The 19,805-nt window shown below is 63.3% G+C and carries 18 protein-coding genes and 1 riboswitch; of the genes, 15 read left to right on the top strand and 3 right to left on the bottom strand.

What is annotated here, in order from left to right:
• Positions 1–137 precede the first annotated feature (137 nt).
• From miaB to metK, 8 genes are all read left to right on the top strand, one after another.
• Entirely contained in the window at positions 138–1,463 is a 1,326-nt protein-coding gene (gene miaB, locus KM031_RS04495) for a tRNA (N6-isopentenyl adenosine(37)-C2)-methylthiotransferase MiaB (RefSeq protein WP_215503355.1), read from the top strand.
• A gap of 208 nt (positions 1,464–1,671) precedes the next feature.
• Positions 1,672–2,208: an OmpA family protein gene (locus KM031_RS04490; RefSeq protein WP_215503354.1), complete on the top strand. Its 537-nt coding sequence runs from the start codon at positions 1,672–1,674 to the stop codon at positions 2,206–2,208.
• 5 nt (positions 2,209–2,213) lie between these two features.
• Positions 2,214–2,576, top strand: a complete 363-nt coding sequence (locus tag KM031_RS04485; protein WP_215503353.1) for a hypothetical protein — start codon at positions 2,214–2,216, stop codon at positions 2,574–2,576.
• Between the two features lie 192 nt (positions 2,577–2,768).
• Positions 2,769–3,842 carry a PhoH family protein gene (locus KM031_RS04480; RefSeq protein WP_215503352.1) on the top strand — a complete coding sequence of 358 codons (1,074 nt, stop codon included), beginning with the start codon at positions 2,769–2,771 and terminating at the stop codon, positions 3,840–3,842.
• Positions 3,843–3,971: 129 nt separating this feature from the next.
• Positions 3,972–4,475: an rRNA maturation RNase YbeY gene (gene ybeY, locus KM031_RS04475; protein WP_215503351.1), complete on the top strand. Its 504-nt coding sequence runs from the start codon at positions 3,972–3,974 to the stop codon at positions 4,473–4,475.
• Between the two features lie 65 nt (positions 4,476–4,540).
• Complete coding sequence (locus KM031_RS04470) at positions 4,541–5,476, top strand: transporter associated domain-containing protein (RefSeq protein WP_215503350.1); 936 nt, start codon at positions 4,541–4,543, stop codon at positions 5,474–5,476.
• A 2-nt stretch (positions 5,477–5,478) separates the two neighbouring features.
• Positions 5,479–6,987 carry an apolipoprotein N-acyltransferase gene (gene lnt / locus KM031_RS04465; RefSeq protein WP_215503349.1) on the top strand — a complete coding sequence of 503 codons (1,509 nt, stop codon included), beginning with the start codon at positions 5,479–5,481 and terminating at the stop codon, positions 6,985–6,987.
• Between the two features lie 12 nt (positions 6,988–6,999).
• Positions 7,000–7,048, top strand: a riboswitch (SAM-SAH riboswitch).
• A 7-nt stretch (positions 7,049–7,055) separates the two neighbouring features.
• Positions 7,056–8,222, top strand: coding sequence for a methionine adenosyltransferase (metK, locus tag KM031_RS04460; RefSeq protein ID WP_215503348.1), 1,167 nt, complete (start codon positions 7,056–7,058; stop codon positions 8,220–8,222).
• A 126-nt stretch (positions 8,223–8,348) separates the two neighbouring features.
• Here the strand turns inward: metK and betC are convergent, their stop codons facing one another.
• Positions 8,349–9,881: a choline-sulfatase gene (gene betC / locus KM031_RS04455; protein ID WP_215503347.1), complete on the bottom strand. Its 1,533-nt coding sequence runs from the start codon at positions 9,879–9,881 to the stop codon at positions 8,349–8,351.
• A 96-nt stretch (positions 9,882–9,977) separates the two neighbouring features.
• Between betC and KM031_RS04450 the strand changes: the two genes are divergently transcribed.
• The 5 genes from KM031_RS04450 to KM031_RS04430 all read left to right on the top strand — a co-directional run bounded on the left by KM031_RS04450 (position 9,978) and on the right by KM031_RS04430 (position 17,088).
• A complete protein-coding gene (locus KM031_RS04450; RefSeq protein ID WP_215503346.1) occupies positions 9,978–11,975 on the top strand; it encodes a CocE/NonD family hydrolase in 1,998 nt (665 codons plus the stop codon).
• 101 nt (positions 11,976–12,076) lie between these two features.
• The gene (locus KM031_RS04445) at positions 12,077–13,663 is read left to right on the top strand and encodes an ABC transporter substrate-binding protein (protein ID WP_215503345.1); all 1,587 of its coding nucleotides are present in this window, start codon (positions 12,077–12,079) and stop codon (positions 13,661–13,663) included.
• An 8-nt stretch (positions 13,664–13,671) separates the two neighbouring features.
• Positions 13,672–14,628, top strand: a complete 957-nt coding sequence (locus KM031_RS04440) for an ABC transporter permease (RefSeq protein ID WP_215503934.1) — start codon at positions 13,672–13,674, stop codon at positions 14,626–14,628.
• Positions 14,625–15,443, top strand: coding sequence for an ABC transporter permease (locus tag KM031_RS04435; RefSeq protein ID WP_215503344.1), 819 nt, complete (start codon positions 14,625–14,627; stop codon positions 15,441–15,443). The genes KM031_RS04440 and KM031_RS04435 overlap by 4 nt, the downstream gene beginning before the upstream one ends.
• 19 nt (positions 15,444–15,462) lie before the next feature.
• Positions 15,463–17,088, top strand: a complete 1,626-nt coding sequence (locus KM031_RS04430; protein WP_215503933.1) for an ABC transporter ATP-binding protein — start codon at positions 15,463–15,465, stop codon at positions 17,086–17,088.
• 37 nt (positions 17,089–17,125) lie between these two features.
• On the opposite strand, the gene KM031_RS04425 is transcribed toward KM031_RS04430, so the two are convergent.
• Positions 17,126–18,037, bottom strand: coding sequence for an alpha/beta hydrolase (locus KM031_RS04425; RefSeq protein ID WP_215503343.1), 912 nt, complete (start codon positions 18,035–18,037; stop codon positions 17,126–17,128).
• A 177-nt stretch (positions 18,038–18,214) separates the two neighbouring features.
• Here KM031_RS04425 and KM031_RS04420 point away from each other — a divergent pair, with 177 nt between their 5' ends.
• Positions 18,215–18,652: a hypothetical protein gene (locus KM031_RS04420; RefSeq protein ID WP_215503342.1), complete on the top strand. Its 438-nt coding sequence runs from the start codon at positions 18,215–18,217 to the stop codon at positions 18,650–18,652.
• A gap of 100 nt (positions 18,653–18,752) precedes the next feature.
• On the opposite strand, the gene KM031_RS04415 is transcribed toward KM031_RS04420, so the two are convergent.
• Positions 18,753–18,959, bottom strand: a complete 207-nt coding sequence (locus tag KM031_RS04415; protein ID WP_107663139.1) for a cold-shock protein — start codon at positions 18,957–18,959, stop codon at positions 18,753–18,755.
• A 238-nt stretch (positions 18,960–19,197) separates the two neighbouring features.
• Between KM031_RS04415 and KM031_RS04410 the strand changes: the two genes are divergently transcribed.
• Positions 19,198–19,725, top strand: coding sequence for a PhnA domain-containing protein (locus tag KM031_RS04410; RefSeq protein ID WP_215503341.1), 528 nt, complete (start codon positions 19,198–19,200; stop codon positions 19,723–19,725).
• Positions 19,726–19,805 lie beyond the last annotated feature (80 nt).

Raw genomic sequence — 19,805 nt, 5'->3', positions numbered from 1 at the left:
CCGTCATGCCTTTTGGCGCAGACTCGGTGAATGTGCTACCTATTGCAAGCCTTCCCCGCCGCGATTGGAGCCTGCGTTGCGCAGGCCCGGTCTTTTCGCTAGAAGGCAACCCTTGTCCAGACAGTCAGGGCCGCCAGATGACCGACCACAGCGCCACGCCGAAGAAGCTTTTCATCAAGACCTACGGGTGCCAGATGAACGTCTATGACAGCGAGCGCATGGCCGAGGCGCTGGGCACCAAGGGCTATGTCACGACAGAGGTGCAGGACGAGGCCGACATGGTCCTGCTGAACACCTGCCACATCCGCGAAAAGGCGTCGGAAAAGCTTTACTCCGATCTGGGACGCCTCAAGGCGCTGAAAACCGCGAAGCCGGATCTGAAGATCGGCGTTGCGGGCTGTGTGGCACAGGCCGAAGGGGCCGAGATCCTGCGGCGCATGCCGCTGGTCGATCTGGTGGTGGGGCCGCAAAGCTATCACCGCCTGCCCGAGATGGTGGAGGCCAAGGGCAAGGTGGTCGATACCGAGTTTCCGGCCGAGGACAAGTTCGACCATCTGCCCACCCGCCGGGCACTGCGCGGGCCGACCGCCTTCCTGACGGTGCAGGAGGGGTGCGACAAGTTCTGTGCCTTCTGTGTGGTGCCCTATACGCGCGGCGCCGAAGTCAGCCGCCCGGTGGCGCGGCTGCTGGCCGAAGCGCGTGATCTGGTGTCGCGCGGCGTGAAAGAGATCACGCTGCTGGGGCAGAATGTGAACGGCTATCACGGCGAGGGCGCGGGGGGCAGCTGGGGTCTGGCGCGGCTGTTGCGCGCCCTGGCCGATATCGACGGGCTGGAGCGGCTGCGCTATACCACCAGCCATCCCAATGACATGGACGACGATCTTGTGGCCGCGCATGGCGATTTGCCGCAATTGATGCCCTATCTGCATTTGCCGGTGCAATCGGGCAGCGACCGCATTCTGAAAGCGATGAATCGCAAACATACGGCAGAACATTATCTGCGCCTGATCGAGCGTATTCGCGCCGTGCGCCCGGATATTCTGCTCAGCTCTGATTTCATTGTCGGCTTTCCGGGCGAAAGCGACCGCGATTTCGAAGATACGATGGATCTGATCCGCTCCGTGGGGTTCGGGGCGGCGTTCTCGTTCAAATATTCCGCGCGTCCCGGCACGCCTGCGGCGGAAAAGCCGGAACTGCCTGCCGAGGTCAGCGACGCCCGGCTTCAGGCCTTGCAGGCGCTGATCACCACGCAGCAGCGCGCCGCACAAGAGGCGATGGTCGGGCGCGAGGTGGGGGTTCTGTATGAAAAGCCCGGCAGGCTTGACGGGCAGATGATGGGAAAATCCGACCATCTTCATGCTGTTCACGTTATTGATCCCACGGCAAAGGTGGGTGATCTGGTGCGGGTGCGCATTACCGCCTCGTCGACCAATTCGCTGGCGGGGGAAAGACTCGATTCCTGATCGCTGTTTCGATTGCTGCGCCAATATCCCGATTCGTTCCGAATATCGCCGCCACACGCAACAATTGGTTGGATCAACCCTCTGTAGCGCATAGATTTTGCTTTACTTCGCAATTTAGGGACGGCAATCCTGAATCCCATAATATCAAGTCACTTGGGTGGAACGAAGGGGAGCTGCGATAGTGGAACGTATTTCCAAAGCAGTGCGTATGATGATTGGGGGGCTGGCGATTGGTGCCGGGCTTGCGGGCGCTGCCAGCGCGCAATCCGCCCCTGAAATCGCCGGCAAGATCGAGTGGGGTGTGTGGGTCGACGATGACGGCTGCATGCACTGGTGGGCGGATGGCGGGCTGGAAGGCTATATGCTGGATCGGGTGAACCCGAAAACCGGCAAGCCGGTCTGCCTCAAGCGCAACACCTGTCTGGTCCAGAACACCGATACGCTGTTCGCCACGGACAGCCATCGGCTGACCTCTTATGGCCGATCGTACCTGACCCAGTTCTTCCAGCAGGCGGGCGCGTTCGGATATGCCGTTTACGGCCATACCGACAGCCGCGCGTCGGATGAATACAATATGTCGCTGTCGCAGCGCCGCGCAAAATCGGTGGCGGATGTGGCCCGTTCGGTCGGTGCCATGGTGGAGCGGGAAATCGGTTACGGGGAACGCCAGCCCGTTGCGCCGAATGATTCCGCTGCCAACATGCAGAAGAACCGCCGCGTCGAAGTCGTTTGCTACAGGTGGTAATCCAGATGACCAACCGTTTTGTTCCGGGCCTTGCCCTTCTTGCCGTCCTGACGCTCGGGGCCTGCTCTGACGGGCTGTCGCCCTATGTGCAAAGCCCCGATACCGTGATCGCCACCAATCAGGACCGCGGGCGCGACAATGTTCCGCTGGCCCCGGGGGGCGGCGCGATTGCCTATGATCCCGATGGCTGTCAGGGCTGGATCATCGACGATGGTGTCGAAGGCTATTCGGGCCGCCGCTTCGACCCCGTGTCGGGCCTCCCGGTATGCAACAACCACTTCCCGCCGGGAACCGTGGTGCGCAACTACCAAACCCGCGATGCGGGCCTGCGCGACTATGTGCCCTATGCGGGGCGGCGCACCAACTGATCCCAGGATCGCCTGAATTTTACCAAAAGGCCGCAGAGATTTCTGCGGCCTTTTGCATTGCCCCATGGGCGGTGGTGCGACGGGGCATCGCCACAAACTCTGGTGTGGGCACTGTGGCGCAAATGCGCATTTTTTGGGCAAATCCTCAGTTTGGGAACCGGATCGCGCAGCATTGTCTTGTTTCATTTACCAATGAGGCGCAGACTCGGATCATGGCCTCTAGCAGTAAAGGAACAGCCATTGGGCATCAGCGCGCTGACCCCCCCGACCCGTTCGGATGACGTTGTGGAAACGCTTCTGGAATTTCCCGACAACCGCCTTCTGATTGATCTGTGCGGCGAATATGACCGCAATCTGGCGCAGGTCGAACATCAGATGGGGGTTCATATCCTGCGGCGGGGCAACCGTCTGGCAGTGATCGGGGACAAGGGCGCGCGGGAGCAGGCAGCGGCGGTGCTGCGTGCGCTTTATGCGCGACTGGAAGCCGGTCGTGCGGTGAGTGCGGGCGATATCGAGGCCGCCATCCGCATGGGGCAACCGATGCCGGACGCGCTGCGCAATGTGGCCGGATCCGAACAGATCGAGATGTTCACCCCGGGCTCGGTGGAGCTGCGCACCCGCAAGAAACCGATCGAACCCCGCACTGAGGCGCAGAAGGCCTATGTCGCCAATCTGTTCGCCAATGAGCTGGGCTTTGGCATCGGGCCTGCGGGCACCGGCAAGACCTATCTGGCCGTGGCGGTCGGCGTGACCATGTTCATCGGCGGCATGGTGGAAAAGATCATCCTCAGCCGCCCTGCGGTCGAGGCGGGCGAGCGGCTCGGGTTTCTGCCCGGCGACATGAAGGAAAAGATCGACCCCTATATGCAGCCGCTTTACGATGCGCTGAACGACTTCTTGCCGCAAAAGCAGGTGCAGAAGCTGATCGAGGAAAAGCGGATCGAAATCGCGCCGCTGGCCTTCATGCGCGGGCGCACGCTGTCCAATGCCTTTGTGGTGCTGGATGAGGCGCAGAACGCGACCACCATGCAGATGAAGATGTTCCTGACGCGTCTGGGGCAGGGCTCGCGTATGGTGATCACCGGCGACCGCACGCAGGTTGACCTGCCGCGCGGCGTGCCCTCGGGCCTGCAAGAGGCAGAGCGCATCCTGAAGGGCGTGAAAGGGGTGACGTTCAACTACTTCACCGCCAAGGATGTGGTGCGGCACCCGCTGGTGGCGCGCATCATCGAGGCCTATGAGGCGGATGAAAGCCACAAAGCCTGAGCCGCGCCTTGCGGTCATACCCGCACACAGACTTTCCCCCGGCCCTGCGCCGGGGGATCTGCGTTGCGGCGATCAGGTGAGGCGATTTAGCGATTTGAAGACCGACCGCACACCCGCTATGAGGGCGGCATGAACGCGATTGTGGACCATGTCATTGAAGATGCGCGCTGGCAGACCTTCGGGTTGCAGGCGGCGTCAGAACGCGCAGCCCTGGCCGTGGTGGCAGAGCTGGGGTTGGAGCCTGACCTTTATCAGATGGTCATCATGGGCTGCGACGATGCGCGCATCGCGGGCCTGAATACCGAGTTCCGCGACAAGCCGGTGCCGACCAATGTGCTGAGCTGGCCTTCGGAAGAGCGCGGCTCGGAATTTGCAGGCGAGGCGCCGGACCTGCCAGAGCCGGGCAGTGTGGATGACCCGGCGCATCTGGGCGATATCGCCATCGCCTGGGAGACCTGCGCGCGGGAAGCTGCCGAACAGGGCAAGCCGATGGAAGATCATGTGGTGCATCTGATCGTGCATGGCATATTGCATCTGCTGGGCTATGATCACATTGACGATGCAGATGCAGAGTTGATGGAGGCGACCGAGGTGCGCATACTGGCGCGGCTCGGCATTGCCGACCCCTATTAAGGTGCCGCAACAACGGTGCCGACCAATCAAGGCGCAGAGTGTGCGTGATATCTGGACAAGGACCGATGGGCAGTAGTTACGACGGATCGACGGTGGCGCAGAATGCGTCGACAGATGACAATATTTCCTCCGAGGCCTCTGAACCTCCGTCAGATCCCGCGCAGAAAGGCTTTTTCGGCCGCCTTCTGTCTGCGCTGACCCCCACGCCCGAACCCTCGCCGGATGCGCAGCAGGCGCAGGCGGCTGCGGCCACAGCGACGGCGGGGCAATTGCCCGGTATCGCCAATCTGCGCAAGCTGCGCGTGGATGATGTGGCCATTCCCAAGGTGGAAATCGCGGCGGTGCCGCTGGATATCGGCAAGGATGAACTTGTCGAGGTGTTCCGCCAGCAAGGATTTTCGCGCCTGCCGGTCTACAAGGGCACGCTGGACCATCCGCAGGGTCTGGTGCTGCTGAAAGACATGGCGCTTCAGCACGGGTTTGGCGCGGGCGGGCGGTTCAGCCTGAAAAAGCTGCTGCGCCCGATCCTCTATGCGCCGCCCTCGATGCCGCTGAACGTTCTGTTGCAGAAAATGCAGAAAGAACGGGTCCATATGGCACTGGTGATCGACGAATATGGCGGTGTCGACGGGCTTGTGACCATCGAGGATCTGATCGAGACGGTGATCGGCGAGATCGAGGATGAACATGACGAGGCCGAAGGCGCGTTGTGGAAGCTGGAAAAGCCGGGTGTCTGGCTGATCCAGTCCACCGCGCCGCTGGACGAGGTAGAGGCCGAGATCGGTCAAGGCCTGCGCATCGGCGAGGATGACGAGGATATCGACACGCTCGGCGGGCTGGTGTTCCTGCGCACCGGGCGCGTGCCGGCGCGGGGCGAAATCGTGCCGCATGAAAGTGGCGTGGAGTTCGAGATCGTCGATGCGGATCCCCGCCGGATCAAGCGGTTGCGGTTGCGCCTGCCCGAGGCGGCGACGCAGGCGATGACAAAATCCGAAGGCTGAGCATGGCAAGACCGGATTGGCGCGGGGCGGGCATCAGCTTTGCGCTGGGTATGGTGGCGGCCAGCGGGCAGGCCCCCTTCGCCGCATGGTGGCTGGCGCTGCCAGCCTTTGCGGCGATTGTGGCGCGGGTGGCCGGGGCAGCGGATGCACGTCAGGCCTGCCGCATCGGCTGGATCGCCGGGGCGGGGTATTTCTGTGCGGCGCTCAACTGGATCGTGCAGCCGTTTCTGGTCGATGCCGCGCGCTATGGCTGGATGGCCCCGTTTGCGCTGCTGCTGATGGGGTTCGGGCTGGCGCTGTTCTGGGCTGCGGCGGCCTATCTGGCCGGGCGGCAAGCGGGCAGGGCGCGGCGGGCCTTGGGCTTTGCGCTGGCGCTGACCCTGGCCGAGACCGCGCGTGGCTGGGTGCTGACGGGGTTTCCCTGGGCGCTGCCGGGCCATATCTGGATTGATACGCCGGTGGCACAACTGGCGGCCTATATCGGGCCAAACGGGCTGACCCTGCTGACGCTGGGGCTTGCGGCGCTGCCGGTGGCCTGGGCGGGGCGGCGGCGCGTGTTGGCCTCGGGGCTGGCGGCGCTGCTGCTGGGCCTGTCGTTCGGGGCGGGGGCATGGCGGCTGGCCCAGCCGGAGCCGGAGTCCCCGGGCCTGCGCCTGCGTCTGGTGCAGCCCAATGCCGAGCAACATCTGAAATGGGATCCGCTTCAGGCCGAGCGGCTGTTCCAGTTGCAACTGGATTACACCGCCGCGCTGCCGCGCCCCGATCTGGTGATCTGGCCGGAAACCGCGCTGCCCTATCTTTACGAAGCGGGGGGCAGTGCGGCGCAGGCGATTGCCGATGCGGCCAAGGGCGTGCCGGTCGCGCTGGGGGTGCAACGGCTGGAGGGCGAGGCCGCCTATAACAGCCTCGTGGTGATCGGTGACGCGGGGCAACCGCAGGCAGTCTATGACAAACACCACCTCGTGCCCTTCGGTGAATATGTGCCCTTGGGGGAATGGGCCTATCGGCTGTTCGGTCTGCGTGCTTTTGCCGCACAGCGCGGATATGGCTATAGCGCCGGGCCCGGTGCCGCCGTTCTGGATCTGGCGGGGCTTGGCAAGGTGCTGCCGCTGATCTGCTATGAGGCGGTGTTCCCACAGGATCTGCGCGCGGCACCTGGGCGCCCGGACTGGCTGCTGCATATCACCAATGACGCCTGGTTCGGCACTTGGACCGGGCCGTTTCAACATGCCGCGCAGGCGCGGCTGCGCGCGGTGGAGCAGGGATTGCCGCTGGTTCGGGTGGCCAATACCGGCGTGACCCAGATCGTCGATGCGCGCGGACGGGTGGTGGCGGGGCTGGAATTCGGCATTGCCGCCTATCTGGATGCCGATCTGCCGGGGCCGCTGCCGATCACGCCTTTTGCGCGCTGGGGCGAGGTGCCGCTCTTGCTGTTGCTGGCCGGGCTCGCGCTGATGGTGTTTCGGTTCCGGAAACAACCCCCGCTTGACGCGCCGCAGCATGGGGCGTAACGGAGAGACATCGAACTGTCACAACGGCTTCCTGGCGTGACGGGGATATATCAACGGAGCACTTCCCCATGAGCAGACTTGATTACGTTTTTACTTCGGAATCCGTTTCCGAAGGGCACCCCGACAAGGTGTGCGACCGCATTTCCGATGCGGTTCTGGATGCCTTCCTGACGGAAGAGCCCAATGCCCGTGTTGCCTGTGAAACCTTTGCCACCACCAATCGCGTGGTCGTCGGCGGGGAAGTGGGACTCAGCGACAAGAAAGTGCTGAAAACCATGATCGACAGCGTGGAAGATATCGTGCGCGGCTGCGTGAAGGATATCGGCTACGAGCAGGACGAATTCCACTGGAATACGTTGAAGGTGAAAAACCACCTGCACAAACAAAGCGCGCATATCGCGCAGGGCGTCGACAAGGATGGGGCCGGCGATCAGGGCATCATGTTCGGGTATGCCTGCCGCGAGACGCCGGAACTGATGCCGGCGCCGATTCAATATGCCCATGCCATCCTGCGCCGTCTGGCCGAGGTGCGCAAATCCGGGCAGGAACCGACGCTGCGCCCCGACGCCAAATCGCAGCTCAGCCTGCGCTATGAAGGCGGCAAGCCGGTCGAAGTGACTTCCATCGTGCTGTCGACCCAGCACGCGCTGGAAAGCCAGACCTCGGATGACATCCGCGCCATCGTGGAACCCTATATCCGCGAAGTGCTGCCCTCGGGCTGGATTACCGAAAAAACCGAATGGTGGGTCAACCCGACCGGCACCTTCGTGATCGGCGGGCCGGATGGCGATGCGGGCCTGACCGGGCGCAAGATCATCGTGGACACCTATGGTGGCGCGGCTCCGCATGGCGGCGGCGCGTTCTCGGGCAAGGATCCGACCAAGGTGGACCGTTCGGCCGCCTATGCCGCGCGCTATCTGGCCAAGAACGTGGTGGCAGCCGGTCTGGCGGATCGCTGCACCCTTCAGGTCAGCTATGCCATCGGTGTGGCCAAGCCGCTGTCGATCTATGTCGATACCCATGGCACCGGCCAGGCGGATGAAGCCGCGATTGAACGGGCCGTGGCCGAGGTGATGGACCTGACGCCGCGCGGCATCCGCGAGCATCTGGGCCTGAATCGCCCGATCTATGCCCGCACCAGTGCCTATGGCCATTTCGGGCGTGAGCCGGAGGCCGATGGCGGTTTCAGCTGGGAACGTATCGACCTGATCGAAGCGCTGAAAAAGGCGGTCTGATCCCGGATCACAGGGGCCTTTGACGCGGGCATCGAGCCCCCGTCAAAGGCGTTGCCACGGAAAACGAGGGCCCGGTCGCGCTGACCGGGCCTTTGCTTTTGCGGCGGGGCGGCGTCGGAGCGGCGCTTACTCGCCGCGCGGGAAGCGTTTGTTTTCTTCCAGCACGTTCAGATCCATGTGGTTGCGCATGTAACGCTCGGATGCGGCGCGCAGCGGCTGGTGGTCCCAGGGGAAATAGTTGCCATTGCGCAGCGCCTCATAGACCACCCAGCGCCGGGCCTGGCTTTCGCGCACCTCGGCATCATAGCGGGTCAGATCCCAGCGGGCATCGGCCAGCACGCGGAACTGCGCCAGCGTATCGGCATGGGCGGGATCGGTGGCGAGGTTGCAACGCTCCTCGGGATCGGCGGCCAGATCGAACAGCAGTTCGGGATCGGCGGCGCAGCGGATATATTTGAACCGGGCATCGCGCAGTGCCACCATCGGGGTGATGGTGCCTTCGGCGGCATATTCCATGGCGACGGGCGTGTGGCGCGGCGTGCCCTTGGCCAGCGGCACCAGGCTTTCACCATCGGTCCAGGGCATCACCTCGGCCAGCGACACGCCGGCCAGATCGCACAGCGTGGGTAGCAGGTCGATGGTGCAGACCGGCGTGTCGATCCGGCCCGGCGCAAGTCCGGGCGCGGCGATCATCATCGGCACGCGGGCAGAGCCTTCGAAGAAGTTCATCTTGAACCACAGCCCGCGCCGCCCCAGCATTTCGCCGTGATCCGAGACAAAGACGATGATCGCCTCCTGACGTGTGGCCTCCAGCGCCTCAAGAATCTCGCCGATCTTGGCATCGACATAGGAGACATTGGCGAAATAGCCCTGCCGGGCGCGGCGGATATGGGTGTCGGTGATCTCCAGCCCGCGGAAATCACAGGCCTCCATCAGGCGCTGCGCATGGGGATCCTGATCCTCAAAGGCGATGGCCTCGGGTGGGGTCAGCTGGTCGCAGCCCTCATACAGATCCCAGTATTTGCGTCGCGCCACAAAGGGATCATGTGGATGGGTAAAACTGGCGGTCAGGCACCAGGGCCGGGCATCCATGCCGCGCGACAGATCATAGATCTTCTGCACCGCCTGGTGGCAGACATCATCATCATATTCCAGCTGATTGGTGATTTCGGCCACGCCTGCGCCGGTGACGCTGCCCAGATTGTGATACCACCAGTCGATCCGCTCGCCGGGTTTGCGGTAATCCGGGGTCCAGCCGAAATCGGCGGGGTAGATATCGGTGGTCAGCCGTTCCTCGAACCCGTGCAACTGATCGGGGCCGACAAAGTGCATCTTGCCGGAAAGCGACGTCTGATAGCCCGCGCGGCGCAGGTGATGGGCAAAGGTCGGCACATCGGAGCAGAACTCTGCCGCATTGTCATAGACCCGCGTGCGGCGCGGCAGCTGGCCCGACATGAAGCTGGCCCGCGCCGGGGCGCAGAGCGGCGAGGCGGTGTAGGTATTGGCAAAGCGCACCGATTTTTCCGCCAGTTTGCGCAGGTTTGGCGTGTGCAGCCAGTCGGCAGGGCCATCAGGGAACAGTGTCCCGGTCAATTGGTCCACCATCAGGATGAGGATATTCGGGTGGGATGTCACTGCGGCGTCCTTTGGCTGAGGCATGTCGGCTTTGGGCCAGAGTTTCTGCGCTTGCGCCGTAACGTCTTGCCCAAGCGCGACCTATCGCGGCCACGCACGCCAAAGACCCGGAGAACGCCCATGAAAACCATCACCGATTTTCCCCATGCCGTGATCGACCAGCCGGATGTGGGGATCATGATGCCGGATGGCGTGCGCCTGTCGGCGCGGATCTGGATGCCCGAGGATGCAGTGGCCCGGCCGGTGCCTGCGGTGCTGGAATATATTCCCTATCGCAAGAAGGATGGCACGTTGTATCGCGACGAACTGATGCACCCCTATGTCGCGGGCCATGGCTATGCCTGTGTGCGGGTGGACATGCGCGGCAATGGCGACAGCGAAGGCCTGATGGAGGATGAATATACCCAGCAGGAAATGGATGATGCGCTGGCGGTGATCGACTGGCTGTCGCGCCAGCCCTGGTGTTCGGGCGCGGTGGGCATGATGGGCAAAAGCTGGGGCGGCTTCAACTGCCTGCAAGCGGCGTTCAACCAGCCGCCCGCGCTGAAAGCGGTGATTTCGGTCTGTTCGACCTCGGACCGTTTTGCTGATGATGTGCATTTCAAGGGCGGTTGCCTGCTGGGCGAGAATATCGGCTGGGGGGCGGTGATGCTGTCGTTCAGCTCGCGCCCCGCCGATCCGGTGCACCGGCCCGACTGGCGCGCAGACTGGCTGCGGCGGCTGGAGCATGAGCCGTTCCTCGCCCCGCGCTGGGCCAGCCATCAAAGCCGTGATGCCTATTGGAAGCACGGCTCGATCTGCGAGGATTGGGGCCGGATCAAGGTGCCGGTGATGATCGTGGGCGGCTGGGCCGACAATTACATGAACACGCTGGGTCATCTGATGGAACGGCAACAGGGGGTGGTGAAGGGGCTGATGGGGCCTTGGGTGCATCAATACCCGCATACGGCGGTGCCCGGCCCGCAGATCGGCTTTCTGCAAGAGGCGATCCGCTGGTGGGATTGCTGGCTGAAAGGCGTGGACAATGGCGTGGCAGAGGATCCGGCCTATCGCGCCTATATGCTGCATTCCGCGCCGCCTGATGCCTCGGCCGCGCATCGCAAGGGCCATTGGATCTGCGAAAGCCAGTGGCCCAGCCCGCGCGTGCAGCGCGAGGTTCTGGCCCTCTCGCCGGGGCGGCTGGGCGGGGCCGGGGCGGCGCTGGAGCAACGGGTGAACACGCCGCAGCATCTGGGCCTGCATACGGGCGAGTTCTTTCCGATGGGCCTGAACGCCGAAATGCCGGGGGATCAGCGTTTTGATGATGCGATGTCAGTCTGTTTCGACACTGACCCACTGCCGAGAGGGTTGGACCTGCTGGGACAGGCGGTGCTGCATCTGCGGTTGCGCTGCGACAAGCCCTTTGCGCTGATCGCGGCGCGGCTGTGTGATGTGGCGCCGGACGGTGCCTCGGTGCGGATCTGCCATGGTATCCTGAACCTGCGGCACCGCGACAGCATGGAACATCCGACACCGGTGCCAGTGGATGCGCCGTTCGAGATTGCGCTGACGCTGGATCAGATGGGCTATCGCCTGGCACCGGGGCACCGGCTTCGGCTGGCGCTGTCGACCACCTATTGGCCCTTCGTCTGGCCCTCGCCCGAGGCGGCGACGCTGGTGCTGGAGGCGGGCCATCTGGACCTGCCGCGCCATTCCGGCAGCAGCGGCGACGAATGGCAGCCACCCCAGCCCGAGGCGGCGGCACCCGGAAAATACCGGCAGATCCGCAAGGGCGCGGCCAGTCGGCGGATCGAACAGGATCTGCTGACCGGCACGGTGGCGCTGGTGATCGAGGATGACAGCGGCGAGGCCGAGAACATCCCGCATGGTCTGATCTTTGGCGAAACCATGCGCGAGGTCTGGCAGATCCGGCCGCAGGATCCGCTCTCGGCGCAGGTGGAGATCAGCTATGAACAGCGGCTGGCGCGGGGCGATTGGTCGATTTTGACGCGGGCCGAGGCGAAAATGCGCGCAACCGCCACGGGTTTTGTGATGACGGCCCGTCTGGAGGCCTGGGACGGTGAAACCAGGGTCTTTGATCGCGATTTTTCCGAGATCGTCAAACGCGACCAAGTCTAGCAAAAAACCGACGCTTTGAGGGGAAAGAAAATCGTTTACGCATGGCGGCCATATGCTCCATGCTTGAGCAAATAATCAACAAGACTGTCAGGGAGACTCGGATGAAAGACGACCTCAGCAAGCTGCTGGATTTCATCGACACTTCGGGGTTGAGCCGCCGCTCGTTCCTCAGCCGAACCGCTGCCTTCGGGCTGACGGCGGCACTCGGCACCTCGCTGCTGCCGGGCATGGCGCGTGCGGAAGAGCCCAAGAAGGGCGGCGTGCTGAAGATGGGTCTGGGTGGCGGTGAAAGCACCGATGCGCTGGATCCGGGGCTGGCGGACGGGCCGGTTGCCTTTAACGTCAACCGCCAGTGGGGTGATACCATCGTCAACGTGCTGCCTGATGGCACCATCGAGCCGCGTCTGGCCGAAACCGTTGCTTCGAACGAGGATGGCTCGGTCTGGACCTTCAAGATCCGCGAAGGCGTGAAGTTCCACGACGGCACCGACATGACGGTTGATGATGTGGTCGCCAGCATGAAGCGCCACTCGGACGAGAATGCCAAATCGGGTGCCTTCGGCATCATGCAGGGCATTTCCGACATCAAGGCCGATGGCGGCAATGTGGTGTTCACCCTGTCGGCAGGCAATGCCGACCTTCCGTATCTGCTGGCCGATTACCACCTGATCGTGCAGCCCAAGGGCGGCGTCGAAGACCCGAACAAGGGCATCGGAACCGGCCCCTACAAGCTGACCGCCGCCGAGCCGGGCGTGCGTTATGCCTTCGAGAAGAACAAGGACGACTGGGATACGACGCGCGGCCATTACGATGGCGTCGAGATCATCGTGATCAACGACACCACCGCACGCACCTCGGCGCTGCAATCGGGGCAGGTGCAGATCATCAACCGGGTCGACCCGAAGGTGGCCAAGCTTCTGGCACGCGCGCCGGGCGTCAAGGTCACCAACGTTGCCGGTCGCGGGCACTATGTGTTCATCATGCACTGCAACACCGCGCCGTTCGACAACAAGGATCTGCGGCTGGCGCTGAAATACGCGATCAACCGTCAGGAAATGGTCGACAAGATTCTGGATGGCTACGGCTCCATCGGCAATGACCTGCCGGTGAACAAGGCCTATCCGCTGTTTGACGAAACCCTGCCGCAGCGTGAATTCTCGCTGGAAAAGGCCGCCGAACATTACAAGGCCTCGGGCCATGATGGCAGCCCGATCGAAATGATCGTGGCCGACGGGGCCTTCCCCGGCGCGGTCGACGCAGCCGCGCTGTTCCAGCAGACCGCCAAGGCGGCGGGCATCCCGCTGGAAATCAAGCGCGTGCCGGATGATGGCTATTGGTCGGATGTCTGGAACGTCAAACCCTTCTGCGCCAGCTATTGGGGCGGGCGTCCGGTGCAGGACCAGATGTATTCCACCGCCTATCTTTCCACGGCGGACTGGAACGACACCAAGTTCTTCAACCCGGAATTTGACGCGCTGGTGCTGCAAGCCCGCAGCGAAAGCGATCAGGACAAGCGCAAGGCGCTGTATACCCAGATTGCGACGATCCTGTGGGAAGAAGGCGGGCTGATCTGCCCGATGTTCAACGACTGGGTCGAGGCGCATACCGAAGCGGTCGCAGGTTGGTTTGATGACCCGGCGCAAGAGCTGATGAACGGCTTTGCCTCGGCCAAGACTTGGATGGCGTGAACCGGATGGTGCATCCGGTCGTGAAACTGGTTTCCCAGCGCCTTGCGCTGGGACTCATTTTGTTGTGGGCGGCGTCGGTGCTGATTTTTGTCGGCACGCAGGTTCTGCCCGGAGATGTGGCGCAAAGCATTCTGGGCCAATCGGCCACGCCCGAAACCTTGGCCAACCTGCGGGCAGAGCTGGGGCTGAATGAACCCGCAATCAGCCGCTATTTCGGTTGGCTGGGCGGCGTGGTGCAGGGCGATCTGGGCAATGCGCTGTCGAATGGCCAACCGATTGCCCCCGCCTTGGGCAAACGTCTGGGCAACACGCTGTTCCTGGCCTTCTGTGCCGCCGTGATTGCCGTGCCGCTGGCGATCCTGCTTGGGCTTTTGTCGGTGCGTTATCGCAACCGCTGGCCCGACAAACTGATTTCTACCGTGACGCTGGCCACGATTTCGGTGCCGGAATTTCTGCTGGGGTATATCGCGGTCTACTTTCTGTCGGTGCAGTTCCGGGTGTTTCCGTCGCTTTCCACCGTCTATGACGGCATGGCGCTGAGCGAGAAGCTTTATGCGATTTCGCTGCCGATCCTCGTGCTGGTGCTGGCGGTGCTGGGCCATATGATGCGGATGACACGCGCAGCCATCCTGAACGTGATGCAATCCGCCTATATCGAAACCGCCGAACTCAAGGGCCTGCGCCCGTTCAGCATCATCGCCAAACATGCACTGCCCAACGCGATTGCGCCGGTGGTCAATGTGGTGATGATCAACCTCGCCTATCTGGTGGTCGGTGTGGTCGTGGTCGAGGTGGTGTTCGTCTATCCCGGCATGGGGCAATATCTGGTCGATCACGTCAGTAAACGTGACGTTCCGGTGGTGCAGGCCTGCGGGCTTGTGTTCGCGGGGGTCTATATCGGGCTGAATCTTGTGGCCGATGTTGTCTCCATCCTTGCAAATCCGCGACTGAGGCACCCGAAATGAGCCGCATCCCGCTGGCCGCCCTGATCGGTCTTGTCTTCACCGGCGCGTATTTCTTCGCTGCCATCTTTGCCCCGCTTATCGCCCCCTATGGCATGGCCGAAGTGGTCGGTGACAGCTGGGAGCCGTGGTCGGCTGCCCATTGGCTGGGCACCGACAGCATTGGCCGCGATCTGCTGAGCCGGATGATCTGGGGCGGGCAGACCACGATCTTCGTGGCCGCCTGTTCCACGCTTCTATCCTTCACGCTCGGCTCGGTGCTGGGCCTGTTCGCCGCCGTCAAGGGCGGCTGGGTCGATCAGGTGCTGTCGCGGCTGGTCGATCTGATGATGTCCATCCCTTCGCTGATCTCGGCGCTGGTGGTGCTGTCGGTGATGCCGGTGACGCTGCCGGTTCTGATCCTCGTGATGGGCATTCTGGACAGCACCCGCGTGTTCCGCCTGTCGCGGGCCGTCGCGGTGGACATCACGGTGATGGATTACGTCGAGGCGGCGCGTCTGCGCGGCGAAAAACAGGCCTGGATCATTTTTCGCGAAATCCTGCCCAATGCGCTGTCGCCGCTGGTGGCGGAAATGGGCCTGCGCTTCATCTTTGCGGTGCTGTTCATCTCGACACTCAGCTTCCTTGGCCTTGGCGTGCAACCGCCGATGGCCGATTGGGGCGGCATCGTGAAGGAAAACAAGGAGGGGATCGTTTACGGCATCCCCGCCGCGCTGATCCCGGCCTTTGCCATCGCCACATTGGCCATCTCGGTCAACCTCGTGGCGGATTGGGTGCTGAACCGCACCTCCAGCCTGAAAGGAGGCCGTGGTGCGTAACCCTTCCGAAACAACAGCCATGCTGGAGATCCGCAATCTGCGGATCGAGGCAACCTCGTATCCGCCGGGCGAGCCGCCGCGCGATGTGGTGCTGGTGCATGATGTGTCTTTGCGGCTGGAAAAGGGCAAGGTTCTGGGCTTGATCGGGGAATCCGGGGCCGGCAAATCCACTATCGGCCTGTCCTCCATGGCCTATGGCCGCGGCGGGGTGCGCATCACCGGTGGAGAGGTGATCCTGAATGGCCGCGACATCCTGAAAGGTGGCGCGGGTGGTCTGCGGGCCTTGCGCGGCAAGGAAGTGACCTATGTCGCGCAATCGGCGGCGGCGGCCTTCAACCCGGCCAAGCAGCTGATGGAGCAGGTGATCGAAACCACGCTGTCGCATGGTCAGCTGACCCGGGCCGAGGCCGAGGCGCGGGCGGTCATGCTGTTCGGCAAGCTGGGCTTGCCCAACCCCGAAACCATCGGCAAGCGCTTTCCGCATCAGGTGTCAGGCGGGCAGTTGCAGCGGGTGATGACGGCGATGGCGCTGTGCCCGAAGCCCGATCTGGTGATCTTTGACGAACCGACCACCGCGCTGGATGTGACAACCCAGATCGACGTGCTGGCGGCGATCAAGGAGGCGATTCAGGAAACCGGCGTTGCTGCCCTCTATATCACCCATGATCTTGCGGTGGTGGCACAGGTCAGCGATCACATCATGGTGCTGCGCCATGGCCGGACGGTGGAATATGGCACCGTGCAGCAGATCATCGAAGAGCCGCACGAGGATTATACCCGCGCGCTGGTCACTGTCCGCTCCATCGACCATGCCGAAAAGCCGCCGGGGGCGGCCCCGGTGCTGAGCGTGCAGGGCGTCACCGCCCGCTACAAGGGCACGCATTTCGACGTGCTGAAAAACGTGACCGTCGATCTGCCTGCCGGGCAGACGCTGGCGGTGGTGGGCGAAAGCGGGTCGGGCAAATCGACGCTGGCGCGGGTGATCACCGGCCTTCTGCCCGCCTCGCAGGGGCGCATCACCTTTGCCGGGCGCACCTTGTCTGCCGATCTGGCGGGCCGGTCGCGCGATGATCTGCGCGAATTGCAGATGATCTATCAGATGGCCGATGTGGCGATGAACCCGCGCCAGACCGTTGGCACCATCATCGGGCGACCGCTGGAGTTCTATTTCGGCCTGACCGGCGAGGCGAAGCGCATCCGCATCCAGCAATTGCTGGATCAGATCGAAATGGGGCGCGGGTTTGCCGACCGCTATCCGGCAGAGCTGTCGGGCGGGCAAAAGCAGCGGGTCTGCATCGCGCGCGCTCTGGCCGCGCAGCCCAAGCTGATCATCTGCGACGAGGTGACTTCGGCGCTCGATCCGCTGGTGGCGGATGGGATTCTGAAGCTGCTTTTGAACCTTCAGGCCGAGGCGGGCGTGGCCTATCTGTTCATCACCCATGATCTGGCCACGGTGCGCGCCATCGCCGATCGGATCGCGGTGATGTACAAGGGGCAGGTGCAGCGCTATGGGCCGAAATCCGATGTGCTGGCGCCGCCGTTTGATGATTACACCGATCTTCTGCTGTCCTCCGTGCCGGAAATGAAACTGGGCTGGCTGGAGCAGGTGATCGAAAGCCGCCGCATGGAAAGCGCGGGCAACTGAGAACAGGGCGGCGGGGCTCCCCGCCGCCCTTCGCCAATCACTCTGCCAGAATACGCAGATGCGCGCAGATACGGGCAAAGCTTTCGGCAGCGCGCGGCACCGTATGGCGCGCGCGCAGATAGCCATGCACCAGCCCCGGCTCCACGATCCATTCGGCCCGGCCACCGGCCGCGCGGATGGCATCGCGGTAGTCGCGCCCGTCATCGGCCAGCGGATCACATTGCGCCGCAATCACCACCGTCGGGGGCAGGGCGCTGAAATCGCGGTCCTGCAGCACGGCAGCACTGGCATCGTTCTGCGGTTCCGGGCCGTCATGGCGCATCCGGGCGTAATAGAGCACATCGTCGCGTGACAGCATCGGCGCCTGCGCATGGGTCAGATAGCTGCCCCGGTCGCGGTCGCCGCCCAGCCCCGGATAGATCAGCACCTGCCCGCGCAGCGGCAGATCATGGCGCAGCCGGTGGCAGACCGACGCCGCCAGTGCCCCGCCCGCCGAATCGCCCACCAGAAGCATCGGGCCGGGATAGGCCGCTGCCGCCGCGCGGGTGGCGGCAAGGCAATCCTCATAGGCGGCGGGGTGTTTGTGTTCGGGGGCCAGCCGGTAATCGGCGCTGATCACCCGGAAGCCGGTGGCGGCGCAGATCTCGGCACAGACATCATCATGGCTGTCGAGCCCGCCGACAACAAAGCCGCCGCCATGAAAATACATCACGGTGACAAGGGCTTGGCCGCTTTCATACAGGCGGCAGGGCACACTGCCGAAGGCCAGATCCCGCACGGCCACACCCGCGGGATGCGGGGCGTGGAACGCGGCGCACATCCGGTCATAAACCGCGCGCTGCTGCGCGATGGTCAGGCCAACCGCATCCGGCGGATACCAGCTTTCGGTTTCGCGGATGAAGGCCCAGGTCGGGGCGTCGATAAGCGTCTGATAATCGGGGTTTGTCATCATGGATCCATGCCGTTTGGCCGATGCTGCGCGAGGCGGCGGCAGATCACAATATGGCATTGTTTGCCACAATTGGGCCGCCTGAGAGAAGAGTCGCCCTGTTGTTTCCACAATCCTGCCACGAACCCTCACTAGCCTGAAATCTGGAACAGTATGTTGCGATCAGTGGAGGTTCCCATGCAGATGTTTCGCCCGATGGATCATGAGGCCGCTCTGGTGGGGTGGGGCGTGCGGGTTCTGATGCTGGCGCAGGTCGGATCGCCGGGGGCCGAAGCGGCCACGCGGCGCCTGGCGGGCTTTGGCGGGCGGGTCGAGACGCAAGAGGAGCTGTTCGCAGCACTTGAGGCGCTGATCGACGATCCCTCCGGCTACGGGCTGTTCGTGATGGATTGTGACGCCTTTGGCGGGCTGAGTGCCGGGCGCAAGGCCTTTACCCTGCTGCGCGGCGCGCATGCGCAACTGCCGGTGATCCTGATTTCCGGCGAATGTGTCGCGCAAAGCTTCCCCGAAGATCGCAGCGAACCGATTCTGCTGCGCTCGCCTCTGTCGGCGGTGTCGATGCGCGTGGGCTTTGAACATGCCCTGCGTGATCGTCTGCTCTGGCGTGCGGCCTGATCACGCAGGCGGCTCTGCCGCATTGACCCTGCTGCAATGAAAAAGGGCGAGCTTAAAGCTCGCCCTTTTCAATTCTGTCTGCGCGGTTGCCCGCGTCAGATCATGCGATCGACAGGTTGGTTGCCGATTCGCGGCCGTCACGGCCTGCTTCGATGTCGAAGGTCACAGCTTGACCGTCGGCCAGCGAACGGATGCCAGCGCGCTCAAGAGCGGTGATGTGAACGAACACGTCTTTCTTGCCGCCTTCCGGTGCAATGAAGCCGAAACCTTTGGTGGCGTTGAACCATTTCACGGTGCCTTTAGCCATCGTGATGTCTCCTCTAGATATGCCGCCCGCGAAAGTGCGGCGGCCCGGCTCGGTCAGCTGAAGATCGAATGCTGTGCCGGTAAGGGAGACAGTGGTCGATAGAGATAACGTCGCTGTCTTTATATGGAGCCGCAGGGCCAAAAAAGCAAGCACAATCGGGGCACTGGCGATTGTCGTGACGGCAGGCGGCGACTAAGGGAAAGGGTAGGTGCCGATTTCTGGCCGGAAAGGACCGATCATGGCAGATGAACTGATCACCCGCGCAGGCGGCGTTTGCGAGTTTTGCGGCGATGCCGAGGCGCTGGCTGCGCATGAGGTGCCGCCTGCCGGGCCGGTGCTGCTCTGTGCGCTCTGCCGCGAGGAACGCCCGGCTGCGGCAGATCACTGGCGCTGTCTGGAAGGCGCTGCATGGTCTGCCGAGCCGGTGGTGCAATTCGCGGTCTGGCGCAAGCTGGGCACGCTGGACGCGCCTTGGGCGGTCGAGGCGCGCGAGGGCATGGTTCTGTCCACCGAGGCCGAAGCCTGGGCCGGTGCGGCACCTGTGGCGGGGCTGGAGCATCGTGACAGCAACGGCGCGCTGCTCGCACAGGGCGATACCGTGGTGCTGATCAAGGATCTGCCGGTGAAGGGCGCGGGCTTTACCGCCAAGCGCGGCACGGCGGTGCGTGGCATCAGCCTTGTGGCCGACAATGCCGGGCATATCGAAGGCCGCGTTGAAGGGCAGCGCATCGTGATCCTGACCGAGTTCGTCAAAAAGAAGAGCTGACGCTGCAACGCGGCAGACATAAAATTACAAAATATACCTTTGACCTATTGCAATGTTGCGTGGTCGCGGTATTCCTTGCC

It is taken from the genome of Gemmobacter fulvus (assembly GCF_018798885.1).
Classification (GTDB): Bacteria; Pseudomonadota; Alphaproteobacteria; order Rhodobacterales; family Rhodobacteraceae; genus Gemmobacter; species Gemmobacter fulvus.
Note: the sequence above shows the minus strand (reverse complement) of the source record. Positions and strands in the feature narration are given on the sequence as shown.